Below are 21507 nucleotides of genomic sequence, written 5' to 3' on the forward strand. Positions count from 1 at the left end.
GCACACCGAACCAGCCCACGTACAGGCGGTTGTTGGTGGAGGTGACCCACTCGCAGAACTGGTTCCACGCAGAAGCGCCTTGGCGCTGCTGAATAGTGGTTGTCATGAGAACGAGAGAAGGGTGTTCCAGAGGAACGGGTATGGAGGGCGGTAAACCGCCAGGGCGAAAACCGCCGGACGGAATCCCATCACACGCAACTGTAACGGAAGATTGCGGCACTGGTGAGAAGGTCGCCGCCTGGGCGCCCCAGCGCTGCTGATGGCTCCAATAAGCCCTGCTGATGTGTACCGCGGGGGCGGCGCGATCACTTGGAGTCCCAGCGTCACGCTGGTGCCCACCCGGAGCTGCTTCAACGCCTGCGGCTATTGCAGCTTTCGCAGGCCCGCCAATCCCGTCGATCCCCTGGCGGATGCCTTGCCTGATGGCGAGGCCCGGGCGGTTCTGGGGGCCCGGCCCCAGGCCGCCGAGGTGCTGCTGCTCAGCGGCGAGGTCTCGCCCAGCTCTCCCCATCGGCGCGCCTGGTTGGCCCGCCTGCAGGCGCTCAGTCGGCTGGCCTGGGCGGCGGGCCGATTGCCCCACACCAATGCGGGTCCCCTGTCCCTGGCGGAGATGGCGGCCCTGGGCCGGCTCAACGCTTCGATGGGGCTCATGCTGGAGGGGCTTGGCCCCGCCTATGACGCCCTGCACCGCCGGGCACCGAGCAAGCGGCTGGAGGTGCGGTTGGCCCAGCTGGAGCAGGCCGGGCGGCTGGGGATTCCCTTCACCAGCGGGTTGTTGCTGGGGGTGGGGGAGAGCCAGGCCGATCGCCGCGAGGCGCTGGAGGTACTGGCCAGGCTGCAGCGGCGCTGGGGCCATCTGCAGGAGGTGATCCTGCAGCCCTTCCGGCCCGATGGCGCCACGGCCGAGCGGCTCACCGCAGCGGAGCAGGCCGACCTGCTCGGCACCATCGCCGAGGCCCGCAGGACCCTGCCCCCGGAGGTGCATCTGCAGATGCCGCCGAACCTCTGGCCCCTGGAGGCCTTGCCTGCGGCCCTGGCGGCCGGCATTGACGATCTGGGCGGGATCGACAGCGGCGATGTGATCAATCCCGCCTATCCCCAGCCCACGCCCACTGAGTTGGCGGCTGTTCTGGCGCGTTCCGGCTACCGATTGGTGCCTCGGTTGTGCGTGCATCCGGCCTGGCAGTCCTGGCTGCCCGCTGCCATTCAGGAGCAGGCCCGCCGCGCCGAATCCAGGTTGTTAGCGTCCATCTCTTCGGGCCCCTGGAGTTAACGGCCGTGAGCACCACGAGCGACCACCGGGTGCTGCTGGTACGGCTGCCCTGCAACCCCATCTTCCCGATCGGCCCCATCTATTTGGCCGATCACCTGCACAAGCAATTCGGGGAGATGCCCCAGCGCATCCTCGACCTGGCCGCGGTGCCCTTGCTCGATGTGGAGCGGGTGTTGCTCCAGGTGGTGGCGGCGTTCCGCCCCACCCTGCTGGTGTTTTCCTGGCGCGACATCCAGATCTACGCGCCGGTGGATGGCCGGGGGGGCAATCCCCTGCAGAACTCCTTTGAGGTGTTCTATGCCCGCAACCCCCTGCGACGGCTGCGGGGGGCCTGGGGCGGTTTGCAGTTGATGGCGTCGTTCTACGGCGAGCTGTGGCGCAATCTGCGGCTGGTGCGTCGGGGGTTGCGCCGGGCCCGCCGCTTCCACCCTGAAGCGCGCGCCGTGATCGGCGGCGGGGCGGTGAGCGTGTTCTACGAGCAGCTGGGCCGCAAGCTCCCGAAGGGCACCGTGGTGTCGGTGGGCGAAGGCGAGCCCCTCCTGGAGAAGCTGATCCGCGGTGACTCCATCGCCGGTGAACGCTGCTTCGTGGTGGGCGAAGCGCCCCGGGCGGGGTTGATCCATGAGCAGCCGGCGGGCATGGAGAAAACCGCCTGCAACTACGCCTATATCGCTGAGATCTGGCCCCAACTCGACTGGTATCTCGACGGCGGCGACTTCTACGTGGGCGTGCAGACCAAGCGCGGCTGTCCCCACAACTGCTGCTATTGCGTGTACACGGTGGTGGAGGGCAAGGCGGTGCGGGTGAACCCCGTCGAGGAGGTGATCGCAGAGATGGGCCAGCTCTATGCCAAGGGGGTGCGCGGCTTCTGGTTCACCGATGCCCAGTTCATCCCCGCGCGCCGCTACATCGAGGATGCCAAGCAGCTGCTCCGAGCCATCCAGGCCCAGGGCTGGAACGACATCCGCTGGGCCGCCTACATCCGGGCCGACAACCTCGACGCCGAGCTGGCGGAGCTGATGGTGGCCACCGGCATGGACTACTTCGAGATCGGCATCACCTCCGGCTCCCAGGAGCTCGTGCGAAAGATGCGCATGGGCTACAACCTGCGCACCGTGCTGGAGAACTGCCGCCTGCTGGCGCGGGCCGGCTTCCGCGAGCACGTGTCGGTGAACTACTCGTTCAACGTGATCGACGAGCGGCCCGAGACGATCCGCCAGACCGTGGCCTACCACCGCGAGCTCGAACGCATCTTCGGGGCCGACAAGGTGGAGCCGGCCATCTTCTTCATCGGCCTGCAGCCCCACACCCATCTGGAGCAGTACGGCTTCGACCAAGGCCTCATCCAGCCCGGTTACAACCCGATGAGCATGTTGCCCTGGACGGCCCGCCAGCTGCTCTGGAACCCTGAGCCCATGGGCAGCACCTTCGGCCGCATCTGCCTGGAGGCGTTCGAGCGCAACCCCGCCGATTTCGGTCGCACGGTGATGGATCTGCTCGAGCGCGACTACGGATTGGCTCCCCTCGAGGAGGCGTTGCACGCGCCGGTGGAGGGGCGCAAAGCCCTGGCTACGGCGACCCGTTAGCGCCATTCCACCAGCGGCGGCGCACCCAGAGCAGGGCCGCCAGGCCGATCCAGCCGATCAGGCCGCCGATCGGGTTGATGTCGGCGCCACCGGGCCCCACCCACCAGGCGGGTGCCGCCGGGGAGATTTGCAGCAATCCCTTCTGCACCAGAAACCAGCCCCCCACCAGGCCGCCGTGGAGGCCGACGGCCCCCCACAGGGAGCCCCCATCGGCGCGGCGCTGCAGGGCCAGCACCAATCCCAGCAGCACCAGTCCCCCCAACAGGCCTACCGCCTCCAGGCCAGGGGCGCGATACCACGGGTGCAGCAGGGCAAAGATCACGGCCTGCAGGAGCAAGGCCCGCCTGGGGCCCACCAGCAGGTCCAGTTCGCCCCAGAGCCAGCCGCGAAACAGCAGCTCTTCAGCGAAGCCAACCCCGATCAGCAGCAACAGGCCGTTGAGGAGCAGGGCGCCATGCACTTCACCCAGCCACTGGGCCTGGCCGGCCAGCAGCAGGGCCCCGGCCACCAGCACCAGCAGGGCCAGGGCCTTGAGCAGGCCGCGAACGCCGCTGCGGAGAGCGACGGCTGGGGGGACGGCCACGCCCAGCCGCGCCCAGGGGTGGGGCTCTTGCCAGACGCGCCGCAGGCGCATGGGCAGGCTGACCAGGAGCAACAGCAGCGCCACCACCAGCCCGGCCAGGTCAACCTGGTCAGAGCGCCAGCCAGGGGCCACCAGGGCCAGGGGACGGGACACCAGCCATCCAGCGGCATAGAGCAGGGGCACGTACAGCAGGGTGCCCCAGCCATGGGGCCGGATCGCGTGGGGCACCTCGGCTGAGGGCGGAGCCATTCAGGTTTCCGGCTCGAGGCTGCTGCTCAGGCCCTTGGCCTTGAGGGTTTCGCAGTAGAACTCCGCCGGCTCCAGATCGCAGACGATCACCAGGCCCACGCCAGTGTTGTGGGCCTCCAGCATCACGGCGATCGCGTCCTGCTCGCTGAGGCTGGGCACCACCTGACGCAAGGTGCTCACCACGTATTCCATGGTGTTCACCGGGTCGTTGTGGAGCAACACCTTGTAGCGGGGAGACGGCTTGCGCACCCGCTCTGGAGCCTTCTCCATCACAGCCGCTCCGCCGCTTTCGCGGCCCGGGCTCTGGCTGGCGACTGGTTGGGAGGTCATGGCCGCTGGTGTCATGACAACGGTTCCATTAAAGGGCGCGGATGCGCCGCATGGCTTCTTCCACGTTCTCGCGACTGTTGAAGGCCGAGAGGCGGAAGTAGCCCTCGCCGGCGGCGCCGAAACCGCTGCCGGGGGTGCCCACCACATTCGCTTTGCTGAGCAGACGATCGAAAAATCCCCAGGAATCCAGGCCCTCCGGCGTTTTCAGCCACACGTAGGGGGCCTGCTCGCCGCCATACACCTGCAAGCCGGCCGCCTGCAGCTCCCGGCGGATGATCGCGGCGTTCTCCATGTAGAAGCCAATTAGCGCCTTCACCTGGGCCTTGCCCTCGGGCGAATACACGGCTTCGGCCCCGCGCTGCACGATGTAGCTGACGCCGTTGAATTTGGTGCACTGGCGCCGGTTCCACAGGCCCCAGAGCTCCACGCGCTCGCCGTTGGCCGCCGTGCCCATCAGGCCGCGGGGCACCACGGTGAGGGCGCAGCGGGTGCCGGTGAATCCGGCGTTCTTGGAGAAGGAGCGGAACTCGATCGCGCACTCGCGGGCGCCCTCGATCTCATAGATCGAGTGGGGCAGGGAGGGATCCTGAATGAAGGCCTCGTAGGCGGCGTCGAACAGGATCAGGGCGCCATGGGCGCGGGCGTAGTCCACCCAGGCCTGGAGCTGCGCCTTCGTTGCCACCGCGCCGGTGGGGTTGTTGGGGAAGCACAGGTAGATCAGATCCACCGGTGCGTTGGGGATTTCCGCTGTGAAACCGTTTTCGGCGTTGATGGGCAGGTAGGTGAGGCCGCCGTACTGGCCGGCGTCATCGGCGTCGCCGGTGCGCCCCGCCATCACGTTGCTGTCCACGTACACCGGATACACCGGGTCGGTCACGGCGATGCGGTTGCCCTCGCCCAGGATGTCGAGAATGTTGGAGCTGTCGCACTTCGAGCCGTCCGACACGAAGATCTCCTCGGCCGTGATCTGGCAGCCGCGGGACTGGAAGTCGTGCTGGGCAATCGCTTCGCGCAGCCAGAGATAGCCCTGCTCGGGCCCGTAGCCGTGGAAGCCTTCACGGGTGCCCATCTCGTCGATGGCGGCCTTCATGGCGGTGCGGCAGGCCTCCGGCAGCGGCTCGGTGACATCACCGATGCCCAGACGGATGATCGGTGCACTGGGGTTGGCTTCGCTGAAGGCCTTCACCCGCCTGCCGATCTCCGGGAACAGGTAGCCCGCCTTGAGCTTGAGGTAGTTGCCGTTGACCTGGGCCATGGAAGAAGAATGTCGCGGACGGAAGGGAATGGCGGGATTGTCCTATGGCGGGTGGCGCTGCATACGATCAAGGCAGCTCCCCAGCCGCCCGCATCTGTGACTGTCGTCCCCGTCGAGGCGCCCCAAGATGGTCCAGTGGCGGCCCCAGTGGATTTCCCCACCCTCGTCGACCTGGAGATCAGCAAGCCGGCCCGCTACCTGGGCAATGAGCTGGGGGTGCGTGAGCGGGATTGGGCGGCCGACTGGCCAGCTGCCGGCGTGCGCTGGGCGCTCACCTACCCCGAGGTCTACGAGGTGGGCGCCAGCAACAGCGGCCACATCATTCTCTATTCGATCCTCAACAGCCTCCCCGGCCAGCTGTGCGACCGCAGCTACCTGCCGGCGCCGGATTTGGCGGCTCGCCTGCGGGAGCGCGGGGTGCCCCTGTTTGCGGTGGAGAGCCGCCGGCCCCTGGCCGCCTTCGACATCCTGGGCTTCTCGCTCAGCTACGAGCTGGGCGGCACCAACATCCTCGAGATGCTGGAGCTGGCTGGCATTCCGATCCATGCTGCCGACCGCGGCGACCTGCCCCTCAGCCACCCGGCGGCGCCGCCGCTGATCTTCGCCGGAGGGCCCACCGCCACCAGCAACCCGGAGCCCTTCGCCGCCTTCTTCGACTTCATCGCCCTGGGCGACGGCGAGGAGTTGTTGCCGGAGATCGGTCTGGTGGTGGCCGAGGCTCGCGCTGCCGGTCTGACACGTCTCGAGCTGTTGCGTGACCTGGCCCAAGTGCCAGGGGTCTATGTGCCCAGCTTGTATGCCCCAGGTGCCGATGGGGTGGCGCTCGAGCCGCTGGAGCCCGGTCTTCCGGCGCGGATTCAGCGCCGCACGGCCACGCCGATGCCCCATTACGCCATGGGGCTCGTGCCCCACATCGAAACGGTGCACGACCGGCTCACGGTGGAGATCCGCCGCGGCTGCACCCGCGGCTGCCGCTTCTGCCAGCCCGGCATGCTCACCCGCCCCGCCCGCGACGTCGAGCCCGAGGCGGTGGTGGAGGCGGTGGAAGAGGGCATGCGGCGCACGGGCTACAGCGATTTCTCCCTGCTGTCGCTGAGCTGTTCCGACTACCTGGCCCTGCCAGCGGTGGGCGTTGAGCTGCGCAACCGCTTAGCAGACCAGAACGTGAGCCTCACCCTGCCCAGCCAGCGGGTGGACCGCTTCGATCAAAACATTGCCCACATCCTCGGGGGAACGAGAAAGGGCGGACTCACCTTCGCCCCCGAGGCCGGCAGCCAGCGCCTGCGCGACATCGTCAACAAGGGGCTCACTGATGCCGAGCTGCTGGCCGGGATCCGCATGGCGATGGAGAACGGCTACCGCAAGGTGAAGCTCTATTTCATGATCGGCCTGCCGGGGGAAACCGACGCCGACGTGCTCGGCATCGCCGACACCTGTCAGGCCCTGCAGCGGCAGTGTGCCGATCTGGGCCGGTTGGAGCTGAATCTGACGATCAGCAACTTCACCCCCAAGCCCCACACGCCGTTCCAGTGGCACAGCGTCAGCACCGCGGAGTTTCGGCGGCGCCAGGAGTTGTTGCGCCGGGCCCTGCGTCAGCTGCGCGGCCTCAAGACCAACTTCACCGACGTGCGCCTCTCGGCGGTGGAAGATTTTGTTGGCCGCGGCGACCGGCGTGTCTCGGCGGTGATTGAGGCGGCCTGGCGGGCTGGGGCGGGTCTCGATGCCTGGTTTGAGTCGGCGGAGCGCAGCTATGCCGCCTGGACTGGTGCCATCGAGGCGGCGGGTCTGGGGGGGCGCTACCGCCAGTTGGAGCTCGGCGCCTGGAGCGCGGCTGAGGCGATGGAGGCGGCGGATCTGGAGGGCTTCTGCCGCCAGAGCCTGCCCTGGGACCACATCGATTCGGGCCTCGACAAGCGCTGGCTGGCGGAGGATCTCCAGCGGGCCCTGGCCGCGGCCGTTGTCCCCGACTGTTCTTTTGAGGGCTGCAGCAGCTGCGGCGTGTGTGGTCCGGAGCTCGGCCACAACGTGGTGATTCCGCCGCCGGCGATTCCGGTCGCCTTGCCCCAGCGCGCCCCGGCCAGTGAGCGGGTGGATCGGCTGCGGATCGGTTTCACCAAATCGGGCTCCCTGGCCCTGATCAGCCACCTCGACACCCTGCGGATGTTGGAGCGGGCCCTGCGTCGCTCCGGGCTGCCGGTGAGCTTCACCGGCGGCTTCCACCCCCTGCCGCGGCTGCAGCTGGCCCTGCCCTTGCCCCTGGGGGTGGAGGGTTATGGCGAGTGGCTCGACCTGGAGTTCACCGAGGAGGTGGATCCGGCCCAGGTGCGGGAGCGGCTGCAACCCCAGCTGCCCCCTGAATTCCAGCTGCTTTCGATGGCCCGGGTCCCGGTGTTCGGGGTGAGCCTGTCCCAGGAGCTGGAGTCTGCCCAGTGGACCTTCCTGCTCCAGCCCCAGGGGGGAGAGCCGGTGGAGCCCGAGCAGTGGCAGGGGGCGCGCGCCGCCCTGCTGGCGGCTGAGACCTTGGTCTGGCATGACACGGATAAAAAAGGTCGTCCCCGCAGTCGGGATTGCCGGCCCTTTCTGCTGGATCTGCAGATGCCCGCCGCGTCAGATGGCACCCAGCCGTGCAGCTTGAGGGCTGCGATCGATGCCTCCGGGCGCAGTCTGCGGCCTGAGCAGGTGCAGCACTGGATCGCTGAGCGCCTGGGCCAATCCCTCGTGTTGAGAGCTCTGCGCCGCCAGGCCCTTGTGCTGAAGCCAGTGCTAATATCCATCCAAGGCGAATAGCTTGTGAATTCCGACGTTTTTTTCGGAGTCCTCAGCTGCCGGTAGCCAGATTCGCTGGTTTCACCGCCCCAGGGCACCCCTGCCCCAGTCTTCGCCCCACTGCTTTCAAGAAGTTCCATTCCTGAAAGCTGTTCCGCGGCAGTTGATGCGCGGCTGAATCAGAACAGCATTTTTCGCAGCAACGCCTCCCGGGCTGTCCGGTTTCCCGGTAACCCGGTTGCTCCAGGCCCTTCTCCAGGCCGATTGATTTGACGGGCTGACGACAGCCCCACCGCATTGCATGACCCGGGATCGGCAGAGCCCCCATCCGGTTCCGCCCAGCCCAGATCTGGTCAAGCCAGATCCAGTCCATTGAGTTCTCCCCTGGCCGGGCCCATCGGGCCCTATCCCTCTCCCCATGCCCCAGCAGATCGTCATTGCCGAGCAACTGCGAATCGCTGCAGTGCTCAACGACGAACGTGTTGATGAACTGGTGGTGGCCCAAGGCCGCTACCAAATTGGCGATGTTTATCTCGGCACGGTCGAAAACGTGCTGCCCGGGATCGATGCCGCCTTTGTGAACATTGGCGAAAGCGAGAAAAACGGCTTCATTCACGTCACGGATCTCGGCCCGTTGCGACTGCGCAAGGGTGCCGCTGGCATCACCGAGTTGCTGGAGCCTCGCCAGAAGGTGCTGGTGCAGGTGATGAAGGAACCCACCGGCACCAAGGGGCCTCGCCTCACGGGCAATCTCGCCCTGCCGGGGCGTTTCCTGGTGCTCCAGCCCCAGGGCCAGGGCGTCAACATCTCCCGCCGGATCAACGGCGAAAACGAACGCAACCGCCTGCGGGCCCTTGGGGTGTTGATCAAGCCGCCTGGGGCGGGGCTGTTGATTCGCACCGAGGCCGAGGGCGTCAGCGAAGAGCTGCTGATCGACGACCTCGAAACCCTCCTGCGCCAGTGGGAGGGCATTCAGACCGCGGCGGAGAGCGCCAGTCCGCCGGTGCTGCTCAACCGCGATGAAGACTTTGTCCATCGCGTGCTGCGCGATCTCTACAGCCCTGACCTGGTTCGGGTGGTGGTGGACACCCCCGAAGCGGTGGCCCGGGCCAACGCCTTCCTCGGTTCCGACCACACCTCGGTGCTGGTGGAGGCCCACGCCGAGTCGGCGGAGATCCTTGAGCACTTCAAGGTCAACGCCGCCATTCGGGATGCCCTCAAGCCAAGGGTGGATTTGCCATCCGGTGGCTACGTGATCATCGAGCCCACCGAGGCGCTCACCGTCATCGATGTCAACTCGGGCTCGTTTACCCGCTCGTCCAATTCCCGCGAGACGGTGCTCTGGACCAACTGTGAAGCGGCCGTGGAGATCGCCCGCCAGCTCAAGCTGCGCAACATTGGCGGCGTGGTGATCATCGACTTCATCGATATGGAGTCGCGTCGCGATCAGCTGCAGGTGTTGGAGCATTTCACCCAGGCCGTTCGGGATGACGCGGCCCGGCCCCAGATCGCCCAGCTCACGGAACTGGGCCTGGTGGAGCTCACCCGCAAGCGCCAGGGTCAGAACATCTACGAGCTGTTTGGTCGTGCTTGCCCCAGCTGTGGGGGTCTGGGCCATGTGGCGGTCTTGCCCGGCAAGGACACCCTCCAGCCCCTGGCCACCCTCACCGGTCTGGTGCGCTCGGCCGCGTCGGCCCGGGCCGAGGTGCTGAGCCCAGGGACCGCAGAGGGTGGCTCCGGCCGCCGGCGTCGCGGTGGCCGTGGTGGGCGCGGTGGCAGTGATCTGGCGGAGACGCCCACCTCTGGCGACAGCCTCGACACTCCCGTGGCGTTCGAGGCCCCTCGCGGCAGTGGTGGCGCCAGCACGGAGCCGGCTCCCCGGCGCTTCGATCACGAGCTGGTGGCTGTGCCCATGGATGCCGACCAGGAATTGGTGTTTGGTTGGATGGGTCTCAATCCGGCCCTGTTGCTGGAGGAGCCCCCCAGCGGCGACAACGTTGTCGTGCGGGTGGTGCGTCCAGGCATGGATGCCGAAGACGTGTTGGAGGATGCCCGCCAGCAGCTCGCCGCCTCCGGCTCCCGTCGCCGTCGTGGTCGGGGTGGTCGGGGCTCCGGATCGGCCGAGGGCCAGGCCGGTGATACGGAGGCCCAGGTGCCGCTCCGGGAGGTGCCCGCGCCGGTCGAGATCACCCCGCTGCCCGAACCGGGCGAGCCCGAAACGGTGGTCACGGTGTCGGTGCCGACCACCGTCAGCATTGCCCCCCCTGAGGTGGAGCTGCCGGCCCGGCGTGGTCGCACCCGCAGCTCCGCAGGCTCCTCCGGTGCCAAGACGGGGGCTGCCAAAGCCGCCGCCGCGCCAACCACTCCAGAGACCACCTCTGCTCCGGTGACGCCCGTCGCCCTCGCGGAACCCGAACTGGATGATGCCGGCGAACCGCGCCGTCGCCGCCGCCGCTCCTCCGCTTCCAGCTGATTGGTGTCGCCGGATCCCTGGCAGGGCCGGGATCCGGCCGTGTGTGCCGGGCTGGATGAGGTGGGTCGGGGATGCCTGTTCGGTCCGGTGTTTGCCGGCGCCGTGGTGTTGCCGGCCACGGCGTTGCATCCCCTGCGCGAGCTTGGTCTCACGGACAGCAAGAAGCTCACCGCTCGCCGTCGGGCGGCCCTGGTGCCGGTGATTCAGCAACTGGCATCGGCCTGGGCCCTGGGCCAGGCGGCCGCTGCGGAGATCGATCGCCACGGCATCCGGCTGGCCACGGAGCGGGCCATGCACCGCGCCCTCCAGAAGCTGCCCTGCCAGCCCGAGCTGGTGCTGGTGGATGGGGTGCTGCCGCTGCGGGGCTGGGGTGGCGAGCAGGTGACCCTGGTGCGGGGCGACAGCCACTGCCTGGCGATTGCGGCGGCCAGTGTGCTGGCCAAGCAGGCGCGAGACGGGCTGATCACAGCCCTGGCGGCGCGCTATCCGGGGTATGGCCTGGAGCGGCATGCGGGATATGGCACGGCCGAGCATTGTGCGGCCCTGGAGGCCTGGGGGCCCACGCCCCTGCACCGCCGCAGTTTTCTGGGTCGGCTGACGCTCAGTGCTCCTGACACCAGCTTTGAAAGTCGCTGAGCAGCTGCTGGCCCACCCGACCCTTGATCCCCAACAGGATGCCGGCCAAAAGGGAGCGGCCCGTGGCCTCCAGCACCTTGGCCGGGATCAGCTTGAGCAGGGGCGGTTGGCTCACCTCCACCGCCAGGGTGGCTTCCCCCTCCAGCCCGCTGGGTCCCGCCGCCAGCCAGGAGCCCAGGGTGAGCTGGAAGTCGTCCACCAGCCCCAGCCCCTCCAGTTCGCAGTCGGTGGCCTCCAGCACCAGGCGCCCTGGCTCCAGGCTGGTGCGCAGGTCGACCACCGGCTGAATCTGCAGTTGGAACACCTGCAGATGGGTCACCGAGTAGCGGTAGCGCCCCTGGCCCAGGGCCTCGAGCTGGCTCGGGTCGAGCAGGGCCTTCACCACCCGATCCTGATCGTCCAAGTAGGCGGCCAACCGCTCGGGTTGGTGGCTCACCTCAAGTTGCAGTTGCTGACTGGCGCTGAAGGCCAGGGGCATGGCCTGCGGGCCGGCGCGGCATGATCCTATCGGCCCCCTTGGGCCACTCCCCTTCGGTTTCTGGAAGCGATGCGTTTTGCCTTTCTCGGCCCGGTCGGCACCTACGGCGAGCAGGCAACCCGGCACCTGGCCGAGCTGGAGGGCGTTGCCGAGCCGGAGCTGGTGCCCCAGCTCGGCATTCGTGCGGTGGTGCAGGCCCTGGCCCAGGGCAGTTGTGATGCGGCGGTGGTGCCGGTGGAAAACTCCGTGGAGGGAGGGGTCACGGCCTGCCTGGACGCCCTCTGGGAGCATCCCGATCTCACCGTGGCGCGGGCCCTGGTGTTGCCCATCCGCCATGCCCTGCTGGGCAGCGGCCCGATCGAGGCTGTGAGTGAGGTGCTCTCCCATCCCCAGGCCCTGGCCCAGTGCAGCCAGTGGCTCTCCGAACACCTGCCCCAGGCGCTGCAGCTGCCCACCAGTTCCACGGCCGATGCGGCTCGGATGGTGGCGGGTAGCCGGTTTCGGGCGGCGATTGCGTCCCGCCAGGCGGGGGTGGAACACGGCTTGCAGGAGCTGGCCTATCCGATCAATGACGTCGCCGGAAATTGCACCCGGTTTCTGCTGCTGCGCCGGGGGCCCCGCTCTCCCCATGGCCCCATGGCCAGCGTGGCCTTCTCGCTCCATTCCAACCAGCCGGGGGCCCTGCTCGAGGCGCTGGGTTGTTTTGCCCAGCGTCGGCTCAACATGAGCCGCATTGAGTCGAGGCCGTCCAAACGGGAGATGGGCGAGTACATCTTTTTCGTGGATCTGGAGCTGCCTGAGGGATCTGCTCCCCTGGAGGCGGCCCTGGCCCAGTTGGAGCCCCTGTGCGAGCACCTGGCCCTCTTTGGCGCCTACCCGCTCACCAACCTGACCTAGGGCCCCATCAGGCTGGTTCGGGTTTGCGGCCGCGGAACACGCCGAACTGCATCAGGCCGGTGGCGAAGGCCCAGTGCATCAGCAGGATCGTGGGGGTCTCGCGCAGGCCTTGCAGCACGGCGGCTGGCCCCAGACCCAGGATGGCCCAGGGCCTGCGGACTCCTTCACTGATTGAGTCGATCCAGGAAGGCAGGGTGGCGCGGGTCCAGTCATCGGTGTCGATGGCCAGGCTGGCGCCGTAGGCACTGTCTTCGAGGTGCCGCTGCAGACTCCGGATGCTGGCAAATTCCGGATGGGCCCACTGTTCCAGCAGTTGGCGCATGACCCAGCGTTCCCGCCGGTCCATGGCTCCATCGGCGGGATCACGGCGGTTCCAGTCGGCCACGGCCAGTCGGCCGCCGGGTTTGAGCACCCGCAGCAGTTCATCGGCGTAGCGCTGTTTGTCCGGCATGTGGGGGCAGGCCTCCACGCTCCAGACGGCGTCGACGCTGGCGTCGGCCACCTCTAAGGCCAGGGCATCCATTACGGCGAAGCGGCAGCGCAGACCGGCTGGGGTGAGGGCTGTGGCCCGGGCAATTTGGGCGGGACTGATGCTGATTCCCAGCACTTGGAAGCCATAGTCCCTCGCCAGGATCCGGGCGCTGCCGCCGATGCCGCAGCCCACGTCGAGCACGGTGGAGCCGGGGGGAAGCTGGTCGAGGCCGCTCCAGCGCACCAGCTCGTGCACGAAGGTTTCCTTGGCTGCGCGGAAATCCTGGTGGCGAGGCCGTCCTAGCCCGCTATCGCGGTAGTAGCCCAGATGGATGTGGTCGCCCCAGAGGCGCTCGAGCAGCTGGTCGTTGGTCCAGCGGTCGTAGGCCTGGGCGACGCTGTCGGCCGATTGGTAGCGCCGCCGCCGCTGCAACCACAAGCCAGTGCCCAGACCGATCGCTGCACAGGCCAGGGCCCCGGCCCCGAGGGTGGCGGCCAGGGGCCAGCTGATGAGCGTCATGGGCCGGAGACGGGAGGGCGTTACTGGGGTTGGAAGGTGTCTTTGAGCACCGTGCGGGCAGCCAGCTGCCGGCGGGTCTGATCCAGCAGCTCATATTCCTGGCGCAGGCGCTCCCCGGTATCGGTGATCTCGAGCAGGGCTTGCTGGTGGTCGGCCACGGGGCCACCCAGGTGGGCACCGATCCAAAAGGACAGTTCGCGCGGCAGGTCCGGCAGATCGCTGGGCAGGCTGGCCGGCTTGCCGATCAGTTTGCCGGTGAGTTCCACCACGTCCCGCAGGGCCTGGCCCACATCGCTGGCCAGAACCTCCAGTTCCTCATGGCTGGCCTCGGGATCATCTTCAATCCAACTCACCAGACCCACCCGGAAGGGGGCTTCGCGCACGATCTCGAGCACCCGAAAGCGCTGTTGCCCCATGGTCACGATGTTGCTGCGGTCGTCGTCCTGGGTTTGGCAGTGCAGGATCTCCGCGCAGCAGCCCACCGAGGCCATGGCCTGGGTTTGGGGATCCCACCGCACCACTCCAAAGCGTTGGTCATCGGCCATCACCGTGCGCAGCAGCATCCGGTAGCGGGGCTCGAAGATGTGCAGCGGCAGCACTTCCTGGGGGAAGAGCACCACGTCTGGCAAGGGGAAAAGGGGCAGCTCCCGTACGGCCAACTCACCCATGGCTAGTTCAGGAGAAGCTCGGTCATCCTAGAAAAATTGCCCCTGACACGCGATGACGTGACCGGGGCAAACGGGAATGCTCGGGGATCTCTGCGCCTGGGAGACCGAATCAGAGCTTGACTTCGATGTCCACACCACTGGGCAGGTCCAGTTTCATCAGGGCATCGATCGTCTTGGCCGAAGGGCTGTAGATGTCGATGATGCGGCGATGGGTGCGCGTTTCGAAGTGCTCACGGGAGTCTTTGTCCACGTGGGGCGAGCGCAGCACGCAATAGATCTTGCGCTTGGTGGGCAGGGGGATGGGGCCGATGGCCGTCGCGGCGGTGTGATCGGCGGTCTCAATGATTTTTTCGCAGGAGAGATCCAGCATGCGGCGGTCGAACGCCTTCAAGCGAATGCGGATCTTCTGCTGGGCGATGGCGGTGGACATGTCAGAACGGGCGTCGGGAAGCCCCAGGGCTGGACACCCGGGTGGCTGATGGAGCTGGGTTGTCGAGGTGCGAAGTGTGGAGATCGGGGGATGGACCCGAAGGCCCACCCCACGAAACTACCTCAGGCTCAGGCGATGATCTTGGAGACCACGCCGGCACCGATGGTGCGACCGCCTTCGCGGATGGCGAAGCGCATGCCCTGCTCGATGGCCACCGGGCAGATCAGCTCGCCGGTCATCTTGATGCGGTCACCGGGCATCACCATTTCCACGTTCGCGCCGTCGTCGGAGGTGAAGGCCGTGATCTGGCCAGTCACGTCGGTGGTACGGATGTAGAACTGCGGGCGGTAGCCAGCAAAGAAGGGGGTGTGGCGGCCGCCTTCTTCCTTCTTCAGCACATACACCTCACCCTCGAACTTGGTGTGGGGGGTGATGGAGCCGGGCTTAACCAGAACCATGCCGCGCTCGATGTCTTCCTTCTGCACACCACGAAGCAGCAGGCCGACGTTGTCCCCAGCCATGCCCTCGTCGAGGAGCTTGCGGAACATTTCCACCCCGGTCACTGTGGTCTCGCGGGTGTCTTTGATGCCCACGATCTGGACGGTTTCGCCCACCTTCACCTTGCCGCGCTCGATCCGGCCGGTGGCCACGGTGCCGCGTCCGGTGATGGAGAACACGTCTTCCACTGCCATCAGGAAGGGCTTGTCGATTTCGCGCTCAGGCTCGGGAATCGACTCGTCCACCGCATCCATCAGGTCGAGGATTTTGTCGACCCACTCGTCGGCGCCACGCTCGGCCTTGTTGCCCGCCTGGATGTACTCCAGAGCCTTGAGGGCAGAGCCAGCCACCACGGGAATGTCATCGCCGGGGAAGTCGTAGCTGCTGAGCAGCTCGCGCATTTCCAGTTCGACGAGTTCGAGGATCTCCTCGTCGTCGACCATGTCCTTCTTGTTGAGGAACACCACCAGGGCAGGAACGCCCACCTGCTTGGCCAGCAGGATGTGCTCCTTGGTTTGGGCCATGGGGCCGTCGGTCGCGGCAACCACCAGGATCGCGCCGTCCATCTGGGCGGCACCGGTGATCATGTTTTTCACGTAGTCCGCGTGACCGGGGCAGTCCACGTGGGCATAGTGGCGCTTTTCGGTTTCGTACTCGACGTGCGCCGTGTTGATCGTGATGCCCCGTTCTTTCTCTTCAGGAGCACCATCGATTTCGTCGTAGGCCTGGGCCTTGGCCATGCCTTGGGATGCCAGCACGTTGGTGATGGCAGCCGTGAGGGTGGTTTTGCCGTGGTCAACGTGGCCGATGGTGCCGATGTTGACGTGGGGTTTGTTCCTTTCGAACTTCTCGCGTGCCATGAGTAGAAAGAATCGGGGGTTGGAGGGTTAGGGGAAGATCAGGAATTGCCCTGATTCTTGGAGATGATGGCCTCAGCCACATTGCGAGGAACTTCCTCGTAATGGCTGAACTCCATCGAGAAAATACCCCGACCCTGGGTCATGGATCGGAGCTGGGTGGCATAGCCGAACATCTCGGCCAGGGGCACTTTCGACTGGACTTTGGACTGACCATTGTCAATGGACTGTCCTTCGACCTGGCCACGACGGGATGAGAGGTCGCCGATGACCGATCCGAGGAAATCCTCGGGGATCTCGACTTCCACCTTCATCATCGGCTCAAGGAGCACAGGATTGCACTTCTTGACGGCGTCTTTGAAGGCCATGGATCCGGCGATCTTAAACGCCATCTCCGAAGAGTCGACGTCGTGATAGGAGCCGTCGACCATGGTCGCCCTGACGTCGATCATGGGGAAGCCCGCAATCACGCCGGATTGGCAGGTCTCCTTCATGCCGGCTTCGGCTGGACCGATGTACTCCTTGGGAACGATGCCGCCAACAATCTTGTTGACGAATTCGAACCCTGAACCCGGCTCGCCGGGCTCCATCTCGATCACCACATGGCCGTACTGGCCTTTGCCGCCGGTTTGGCGGGCAAATTTGCCTTCGCCTTTGGAGCTGGTACGAATGGTTTCGCGGTACGACACCTGGGGGGCGCCGATGTTGGCTTCCACCTTGAATTCGCGCAGCATCCGGTCCACCAGGATTTCCAGGTGGAGTTCGCCCATGCCAGCAATCACCGTTTGGCTGGTTTCCGGATCGGTGGAGACCCGGAACGTGGGATCCTCCTCCGAGAGAGACTGGAGCGCCTTGGAGAGCTTCTCCATGTCGCCCTTGGTCTTGGGCTCAACGGCCACCGAGATGACCGGCTCGGGAATGTAGAGCGATTCAAGAATGATCGGGTCGGAGTCAACGCAGAGGGTGTCCCCCGTCGTCGTGTCCTTCAGGCCTAGGACCGCACCCAGGTCACCGGCGCGCAGCTCATCCACTTCTTCGCGGTCGTCGGCCTTGAGCAGGATCAGGCGCGAAATCCGTTCCTTCTTGTCCTTGGTGGAGTTCAGGACGTAGCTGCCCTTGTTGAGCACCCCGGAGTACATGCGCACGAAGGTGAGCTTGCCGTAGGGGTCCGCCATGACCTTGAAAGCCAGGGCGCTGAAGGGGGCGTTGTCGTCGCAGGGGCGGTTCGACTCGGTGCCATCGGGCAGCAGGCCGGTGATGGGCGGCACATCGACCGGGGCGGGCAGGTAGTCGACCACGGCGTCGAGCACCAGCTGGACCCCTTTGTTCTTGAAGGCAGAACCGCACACCATGGGCACCATGCCGTGGTGAATGGTGGCCTTGCGAATGCCTTTGATCAGTTGCTCTTCGGTGAGTTCGCCGTTTTCGAGGAAGACGTCAATCAGTTCCTCGTCGGATTCGGCTACCGACTCCATGAGTTTGAGGCGCCACTCCTGGGCTTCATCCTTCATGTCGTCAGGGATCTCCCCTTCGATGATGTCGGTGCCAAGGTCGTTGGTGTAGATGATCGCCTTGTTACGCACCAGGTCGATAATCCCCTTGAGTTCCCCTTCAGCGCCGATTGGCAGCTGGATGGGAGCAGCATTCGCCTTCAGACGGTCTTTGATCTGCTCGTAGACCTTCAGAAAGTTGGCGCCGGTCCGGTCCATCTTGTTGACGAACACGATCCGGGGCACGTTGTAGCGGTCAGCCTGGCGCCACACCGTTTCGGACTGGGGCTGGACGCCACCAACGGCACAGAACACGGCCACCACGCCGTCGAGCACCCGCATCGAGCGCTCCACTTCGATCGTGAAATCGACGTGCCCAGGCGTGTCGATGATGTTGATCCGATTGTCTTTCCAGCTGGTGGAGATGGCGGCGGCGGTGATGGTGATGCCGCGTTCACGCTCCTGTTCCATCCAGTCGGTGACGGCGGCGCCATCGTGGACTTCGCCCATCTTGTGAACCACACCCGAATAGAACAGAATCCGTTCGGTCGTGGTGGTCTTGCCCGCATCAATGTGAGCGGCGATACCGATATTTCTGACGCGTTCCAGTGGAAAGGCGCGGGCCACGGGGGAGGTCTCCGAGAGGTCTACAAAACGAGGGCGTCACTCTACAGACTGGGTCTGCAGGGGCTGAAGTCGCCCTGGACTTCAGCCGCTGGCTGGTGAATCAGTAGCGGTAGTGGGCGAAAGCCTTGTTGGCTTCGGCCATCTTGTGGGTCTCTTCCCGCTTGCGGACGGCACTGCCGGCTTCGTTCGCGGCATCCATCAGTTCGCCGGCCAGCTTCTGGGCCATGCTGCGGCCGTTGCGGGCTCGGGAAAAGTTGACCAGCCAGCGCAGAGCCATGGCGGTGCCGCGCTCCTGGCGCACTTCCATGGGCACCTGATAGGTGGCACCACCGACACGGCGGGCGCGGACTTCCACCAGGGGGGTGGCGTTGCGAACCGCCGTTTCAAACAGCTCCAGCGGGTCGGAGCCCGTGCGTTCATTGATCAGCGAGAAGGCATCCGACAGGATCCGCTGGGCTGTGGATTTTTTGCCGTGCTTCATCAGCCGGGCCACGATCATCGAGGCGAGTCGGCTGTTGAACTGGGGGTCGGGAAGCACGGGGCGCTTCTCGGCGGCATTGCGGCGAGACATGGTCGACCGGAGCGGGAAGAACGAAGGGAAAAGGTGGGGGATTGCGCAGGCTCGAAGGCCCTGCCCAATCAGCCCTTGGGCGTCTTGGCGCCGTATTTGGAGCGGGACTGACGACGATCCTTGACGCCGGCGGTGTCCAGGGTGCCCCGAATGATGTGGTAGCGGACCCCAGGCAGATCCTTAACCCGACCACCGCGGATCAGCACCACCGAGTGTTCCTGGAGGTTGTGGCCGATGCCGGGGATGTACGCGGTCACCTCAAAGCCCGAGGTGAGCCGCACCCGCGCCACCTTGCGGAGCGCCGAGTTCGGCTTCTTCGGGGTGGAGGTGTACACACGCGTGCAGACGCCCCTGCGTTCGGGACAGGCGCGCAGGGCGGGCGACTTCGTCTTGCGGGAAAGACTCTGACGCTCAGTACGGATGAGCTGCTGGATGGTGGGCATCGAGGACCGGGATCTGGTCGGAGAACACTGGTCGGACGTCCGACCGATTTCGACAATCCGTCACCTTACTGGGTCGCCTGACGCCCACCCCCGATGCGTCGGAAGGCCGTGCCGCAGGCGCAGCTCACGACCCCGTCGCCCGGCCGCACCAGAAAGCCGCCGCCACTGATGTCACCGCGGAAATCCAGGCTCAACCCGGTCACCAACTCCAGCTGGTCGGCGGGGGCATACAGGGTGATGCCATCGGCTCGGGCGATCGGCGTACCGGCCAGATGGCCAGGCCTGAGCCGAATGGCCCAGCGCTCACAGCTGCCGTCCACCAGGTCGAGATGCATCATCCCCGGCGTGCCCGCCACAGCAGCCTGGCGCCCCAGCTCGGCCGCTGCGGCTGCGGTCAGGCGCAGGCTGTGGCCCTTGGGCATGGCGAGCTTGGGAGTGGATCGATTCCCCACTCTGGCAGCCCCCTCAGGGCACCAGCCCCACCCCGTTGTGCACGGAGCCGGCCACGCCCCGACCCTTCACCTGCAGGGAGCCGCCCAGCACCAGTCCGGTGGAGCTGCCGCCGTCCAGGTTCAGGGCATCACGGAGCCCAAGCTGTTGCAGCAACAGGGCCGTTTCGCCGAGGGACGGGCCGCTGTCCTGGATGCCCTCGAGGGTGATCAGCCACACCTGGCGGTCATCACGGGCCAGCACGGTGCGGGGAGCCCCCTGGCTGAGGAAGGAGGCGCTGAAGTTTTCGGCAGCACCGTTCAGCACGATCTGTCCCTCTTGCAGCAACAGGGGCCCACCGCCGATCACATGGGTGGCCAGTCCGAGGTCGTTGCTGGGCCGGCTGTCGAGCTGGAGCCGGTCGCCGGGCTCCCAGGGCAACTCCGTGCCGCCCCGGCCCACCAGCAACTGGTCATCGCCCCGCAGTGGCACCCCGGCCTCCAGCGCGTCAGAGCTGAGGCGTTGGCTCACCCAGCCCGCCCGCAGGAGCAGGCCCGTTTCCGAGCCGCTCAGGGCCCGGTAGGCGGGCCCCCATTCGGCGGTGTACCGGCTGATGCCCCGTTGCACATATCCGCTGTTGAGGGCGTTGATCGGCAGTCGCTGGCCATGGGGGCCCGCGATCGACTCCACCAGTTGCAGACGGCCGAACCGGGGCAAGCTGCGCTCGCTCCAGGCCGCCACGCCCCGGTTGAGAATGGGGCCGGACAGCCAGCGGCCGTTGGCTTTCAGGGCGCCCAGGGGCAGGCGGCGCACCCGGTTGAAGAAGCCGCCGTTGATGGCCACCCAGGCCTGCTCTTGGTTGGCGAGCTGCACCAGCGAACTGAGCCCCTCCATTCCCCCTGGCCGGGCTAGGGGCTTGAGCTGCAGGGAGGCGGTGCGGGGGTCGACGCGGATGGCGTTGATTCGTACCCCCTGGCGGCTCAGACGGTCCCATTGGATCTCCCTGCCGAGCAGGGCCTGTACGCGCGGATCGATGGGGATGGCCCCACCGTCGCTGGGGAGCGGGCCGTCCGCGGGCCACTCGATCACCAGCCGTGGCGGAGCGCCCAGGCTGAATGTCCGCGTCAGCTTCCCTGCTGCTGGTTGGAGTCGCAGCCTGCCGCTGCTCTGGAGGCCCCCAAGGCCCAGGGCCTTGAGTTGGGCCTGTTGGTCGTCGCGGCTGGTGAGGTCCAGCACCAGCCCCCCGCTGTCGCCCTCCACCAGGGCCGGGCCGCTGAGGTCGAGCACGACGCGCCGCAGGTTGCCCGGGGTGGCGCTGCGAACCTGCAGCAGCTCGGGCCGGCCCAGGTTGAGGCTGAGCTGGCCGCCCTCCTGGCGCACCGTGAAGCCGATGTTCCGGAACAGCCCGGCCACCTCGATGGCCACCTCGTCCTCGAGGCTCCGCTGGGCAGTTGCCGGCACCTTCAGCCCCTGGCCAAACCACTCGAGGTCGAGGGAGCCATCGCTCAGGCTGCGGCTGGTGACCCCCAGTTGGTTGTCGAGCAGCTCGAGGGGGATCCAGAGTTGCTGGGGTGCTTCACCGGCACGCCCAACCCACAACCAGCGGGCTTTCTGGACCCTGCCGTTGATGCTGACGCTGCTCCCCTGGCGCTCCAGGCCCGTTGGTTGTTGGGTGGGGACCGGCGGCGGGGGCGGCGGCGGCAACGCCAGGGCCAGGCCGGCTGGGGGCAGAAGCAGGGACAGCAGGCAAGGCGTCAGCAGCAGGCTGGGCCTGAGGGAACCCGCAGTCGCCATCGCCAGCCCAGCCGACAGCGCCCAACGCTAGCGGTGGGTGGCTGCGCTAGAGGCCGGGTTTGGGGGTGTGAATCCCTAGGATCAATCGTTCTGCTGTGGTCGCCCCCCGTCGGGGTTCTGCCGCAGCAGAACGTCTGGATCCACTGTCAGATCCACTGTCAGATCAACTGCCGGACCTTTTCG

The 21507-nt window shown here is 66.7% G+C and carries 19 protein-coding genes; 6 read left to right on the forward strand and 13 right to left on the reverse strand.

Annotation, left to right across the window (positions count from 1 at the left end; translation table 11 throughout):
- Positions 1-259: 259 nt before the first annotated feature.
- Positions 260-1273 carry a 7,8-didemethyl-8-hydroxy-5-deazariboflavin synthase subunit CofG gene (gene cofG / locus H6G16_RS02455; protein WP_190388752.1) on the forward strand — a complete coding sequence of 338 codons (1014 nt, stop codon included), beginning with the start codon at positions 260-262 and terminating at the stop codon, positions 1271-1273.
- 5 nt (positions 1274-1278) lie between these two features.
- Positions 1279-2859, forward strand: coding sequence for a photosystem II high light acclimation radical SAM protein (locus H6G16_RS02460; RefSeq protein WP_347238760.1), 1581 nt, complete (start codon positions 1279-1281; stop codon positions 2857-2859).
- On the opposite strand, the gene H6G16_RS02465 is transcribed toward H6G16_RS02460, so the two are convergent.
- From H6G16_RS02465 to H6G16_RS02475, 3 genes are read right to left on the reverse strand one after another with little or no spacing between them, the layout of a single operon-like run.
- Complete coding sequence (locus tag H6G16_RS02465) at positions 2843-3691, reverse strand: CPBP family intramembrane glutamic endopeptidase (protein WP_190388753.1); 849 nt, start codon at positions 3689-3691, stop codon at positions 2843-2845. The genes H6G16_RS02460 and H6G16_RS02465 overlap by 17 nt on opposite strands.
- Positions 3692-4021, reverse strand: coding sequence for an ATP-dependent Clp protease adapter ClpS (gene clpS / locus H6G16_RS02470; RefSeq protein WP_242036123.1), 330 nt, complete (start codon positions 4019-4021; stop codon positions 3692-3694). It abuts the gene before it with no gap.
- A 28-nt stretch (positions 4022-4049) separates the two neighbouring features.
- Positions 4050-5276 (reverse strand): LL-diaminopimelate aminotransferase, encoded by a 1227-nt coding sequence (locus H6G16_RS02475; RefSeq protein ID WP_190388755.1) that lies wholly within the window; start codon positions 5274-5276, stop codon positions 4050-4052.
- A 135-nt stretch (positions 5277-5411) separates the two neighbouring features.
- Here H6G16_RS02475 and H6G16_RS02480 point away from each other — a divergent pair, with 135 nt between their 5' ends.
- The 3 genes from H6G16_RS02480 (at position 5412) to H6G16_RS02490 (ending at position 11151) form a co-directional block, all read left to right on the forward strand.
- Positions 5412-8063: a TIGR03960 family B12-binding radical SAM protein gene (locus H6G16_RS02480; protein ID WP_347238761.1), complete on the forward strand. Its 2652-nt coding sequence runs from the start codon at positions 5412-5414 to the stop codon at positions 8061-8063.
- 397 nt (positions 8064-8460) lie between these two features.
- Positions 8461-10515, forward strand: a complete 2055-nt coding sequence (locus H6G16_RS02485; RefSeq protein ID WP_190388757.1) for an Rne/Rng family ribonuclease — start codon at positions 8461-8463, stop codon at positions 10513-10515.
- 3 nt (positions 10516-10518) lie between these two features.
- Positions 10519-11151 carry a ribonuclease HII gene (locus H6G16_RS02490; protein ID WP_347238762.1) on the forward strand — a complete coding sequence of 211 codons (633 nt, stop codon included), beginning with the start codon at positions 10519-10521 and terminating at the stop codon, positions 11149-11151.
- On the opposite strand, the gene H6G16_RS02495 is transcribed toward H6G16_RS02490, so the two are convergent.
- A complete protein-coding gene (locus H6G16_RS02495) occupies positions 11117-11629 on the reverse strand; it encodes a DUF1997 domain-containing protein (RefSeq protein ID WP_190388758.1) in 513 nt (170 codons plus the stop codon). The two genes, H6G16_RS02490 and H6G16_RS02495, sit on opposite strands and share 35 nt — an antisense overlap.
- A gap of 69 nt (positions 11630-11698) precedes the next feature.
- On the opposite strand from H6G16_RS02495, the gene pheA reads away from it, so the two are divergent.
- Positions 11699-12526 carry a prephenate dehydratase gene (gene pheA / locus H6G16_RS02500; protein WP_190388759.1) on the forward strand — a complete coding sequence of 276 codons (828 nt, stop codon included), beginning with the start codon at positions 11699-11701 and terminating at the stop codon, positions 12524-12526.
- A gap of 7 nt (positions 12527-12533) precedes the next feature.
- On the opposite strand, the gene H6G16_RS02505 is transcribed toward pheA, so the two are convergent.
- From H6G16_RS02505 to H6G16_RS02545, 9 genes are all read right to left on the reverse strand, one after another.
- Positions 12534-13517, reverse strand: coding sequence for a methyltransferase domain-containing protein (locus tag H6G16_RS02505; protein ID WP_190388760.1), 984 nt, complete (start codon positions 13515-13517; stop codon positions 12534-12536).
- A gap of 20 nt (positions 13518-13537) precedes the next feature.
- On the reverse strand, positions 13538-14185 hold the full coding sequence (locus H6G16_RS02510; protein WP_190388761.1) for an LON peptidase substrate-binding domain-containing protein: 648 nt from the start codon (positions 14183-14185) through the stop codon (positions 13538-13540).
- A 109-nt stretch (positions 14186-14294) separates the two neighbouring features.
- Positions 14295-14615 (reverse strand): 30S ribosomal protein S10, encoded by a 321-nt coding sequence (rpsJ, locus tag H6G16_RS02515; RefSeq protein WP_006910513.1) that lies wholly within the window; start codon positions 14613-14615, stop codon positions 14295-14297.
- 128 nt (positions 14616-14743) lie between these two features.
- The gene (gene tuf, locus H6G16_RS02520) at positions 14744-15973 is read right to left on the reverse strand and encodes an elongation factor Tu (protein WP_190388762.1); all 1230 of its coding nucleotides are present in this window, start codon (positions 15971-15973) and stop codon (positions 14744-14746) included.
- 38 nt (positions 15974-16011) lie between these two features.
- A complete protein-coding gene (fusA, locus tag H6G16_RS02525) occupies positions 16012-18087 on the reverse strand; it encodes an elongation factor G (RefSeq protein ID WP_190388763.1) in 2076 nt (691 codons plus the stop codon).
- Positions 18088-18187: 100 nt separating this feature from the next.
- Complete coding sequence (rpsG, locus tag H6G16_RS02530) at positions 18188-18658, reverse strand: 30S ribosomal protein S7 (RefSeq protein ID WP_190388764.1); 471 nt, start codon at positions 18656-18658, stop codon at positions 18188-18190.
- 68 nt (positions 18659-18726) lie between these two features.
- Positions 18727-19101 carry a 30S ribosomal protein S12 gene (rpsL, locus tag H6G16_RS02535; protein ID WP_190388765.1) on the reverse strand — a complete coding sequence of 125 codons (375 nt, stop codon included), beginning with the start codon at positions 19099-19101 and terminating at the stop codon, positions 18727-18729.
- A 65-nt stretch (positions 19102-19166) separates the two neighbouring features.
- The gene (locus tag H6G16_RS02540; RefSeq protein ID WP_190388766.1) at positions 19167-19523 is read right to left on the reverse strand and encodes an AIR synthase; all 357 of its coding nucleotides are present in this window, start codon (positions 19521-19523) and stop codon (positions 19167-19169) included.
- A 43-nt stretch (positions 19524-19566) separates the two neighbouring features.
- Positions 19567-21324, reverse strand: coding sequence for a phosphodiester glycosidase family protein (locus H6G16_RS02545; protein ID WP_190388767.1), 1758 nt, complete (start codon positions 21322-21324; stop codon positions 19567-19569).
- Between the last annotated feature and the right edge of the window lie 183 nt (positions 21325-21507).

Source organism: Cyanobium sp. FACHB-13342, from assembly GCF_014697415.1.
In the GTDB taxonomy this organism is placed as follows: Bacteria; Cyanobacteriota; Cyanobacteriia; order PCC-6307; family Cyanobiaceae; genus Cyanobium_A.

Bases quoted from the DNA above. Each gene is read 5' to 3' on its own strand.
- cofG (WP_190388752.1), top strand. From the start codon at position 260: ATGGCTCCAATAAGCCCTGCTGATGTGTACCGCGGGGGCGGCGCGATC.
- H6G16_RS02465 (WP_190388753.1), bottom strand. From the start codon at position 3,691: ATGGCTCCGCCCTCAGCCGAGGTGCCCCACGCGATCCGGCCCCATGGC.
- clpS (WP_242036123.1), bottom strand. From the start codon at position 4,021: ATGACCTCCCAACCAGTCGCCAGCCAGAGCCCGGGCCGCGAAAGCGGC.
- H6G16_RS02475 (WP_190388755.1), bottom strand. From the start codon at position 5,276: ATGGCCCAGGTCAACGGCAACTACCTCAAGCTCAAGGCGGGCTACCTG.
- H6G16_RS02485 (WP_190388757.1), top strand. From the start codon at position 8,461: ATGCCCCAGCAGATCGTCATTGCCGAGCAACTGCGAATCGCTGCAGTG.
- H6G16_RS02495 (WP_190388758.1), bottom strand. From the start codon at position 11,629: ATGCCCCTGGCCTTCAGCGCCAGTCAGCAACTGCAACTTGAGGTGAGC.
- pheA (WP_190388759.1), top strand. From the start codon at position 11,699: ATGCGTTTTGCCTTTCTCGGCCCGGTCGGCACCTACGGCGAGCAGGCA.
- H6G16_RS02505 (WP_190388760.1), bottom strand. From the start codon at position 13,517: ATGACGCTCATCAGCTGGCCCCTGGCCGCCACCCTCGGGGCCGGGGCC.
- H6G16_RS02510 (WP_190388761.1), bottom strand. From the start codon at position 14,185: ATGGGTGAGTTGGCCGTACGGGAGCTGCCCCTTTTCCCCTTGCCAGAC.
- rpsJ (WP_006910513.1), bottom strand. From the start codon at position 14,615: ATGTCCACCGCCATCGCCCAGCAGAAGATCCGCATTCGCTTGAAGGCG.
- tuf (WP_190388762.1), bottom strand. From the start codon at position 15,973: ATGGCACGCGAGAAGTTCGAAAGGAACAAACCCCACGTCAACATCGGC.
- rpsG (WP_190388764.1), bottom strand. From the start codon at position 18,658: ATGTCTCGCCGCAATGCCGCCGAGAAGCGCCCCGTGCTTCCCGACCCC.
- rpsL (WP_190388765.1), bottom strand. From the start codon at position 19,101: ATGCCCACCATCCAGCAGCTCATCCGTACTGAGCGTCAGAGTCTTTCC.
- H6G16_RS02540 (WP_190388766.1), bottom strand. From the start codon at position 19,523: ATGCCCAAGGGCCACAGCCTGCGCCTGACCGCAGCCGCAGCGGCCGAG.
- H6G16_RS02545 (WP_190388767.1), bottom strand. From the start codon at position 21,324: ATGGCGACTGCGGGTTCCCTCAGGCCCAGCCTGCTGCTGACGCCTTGC.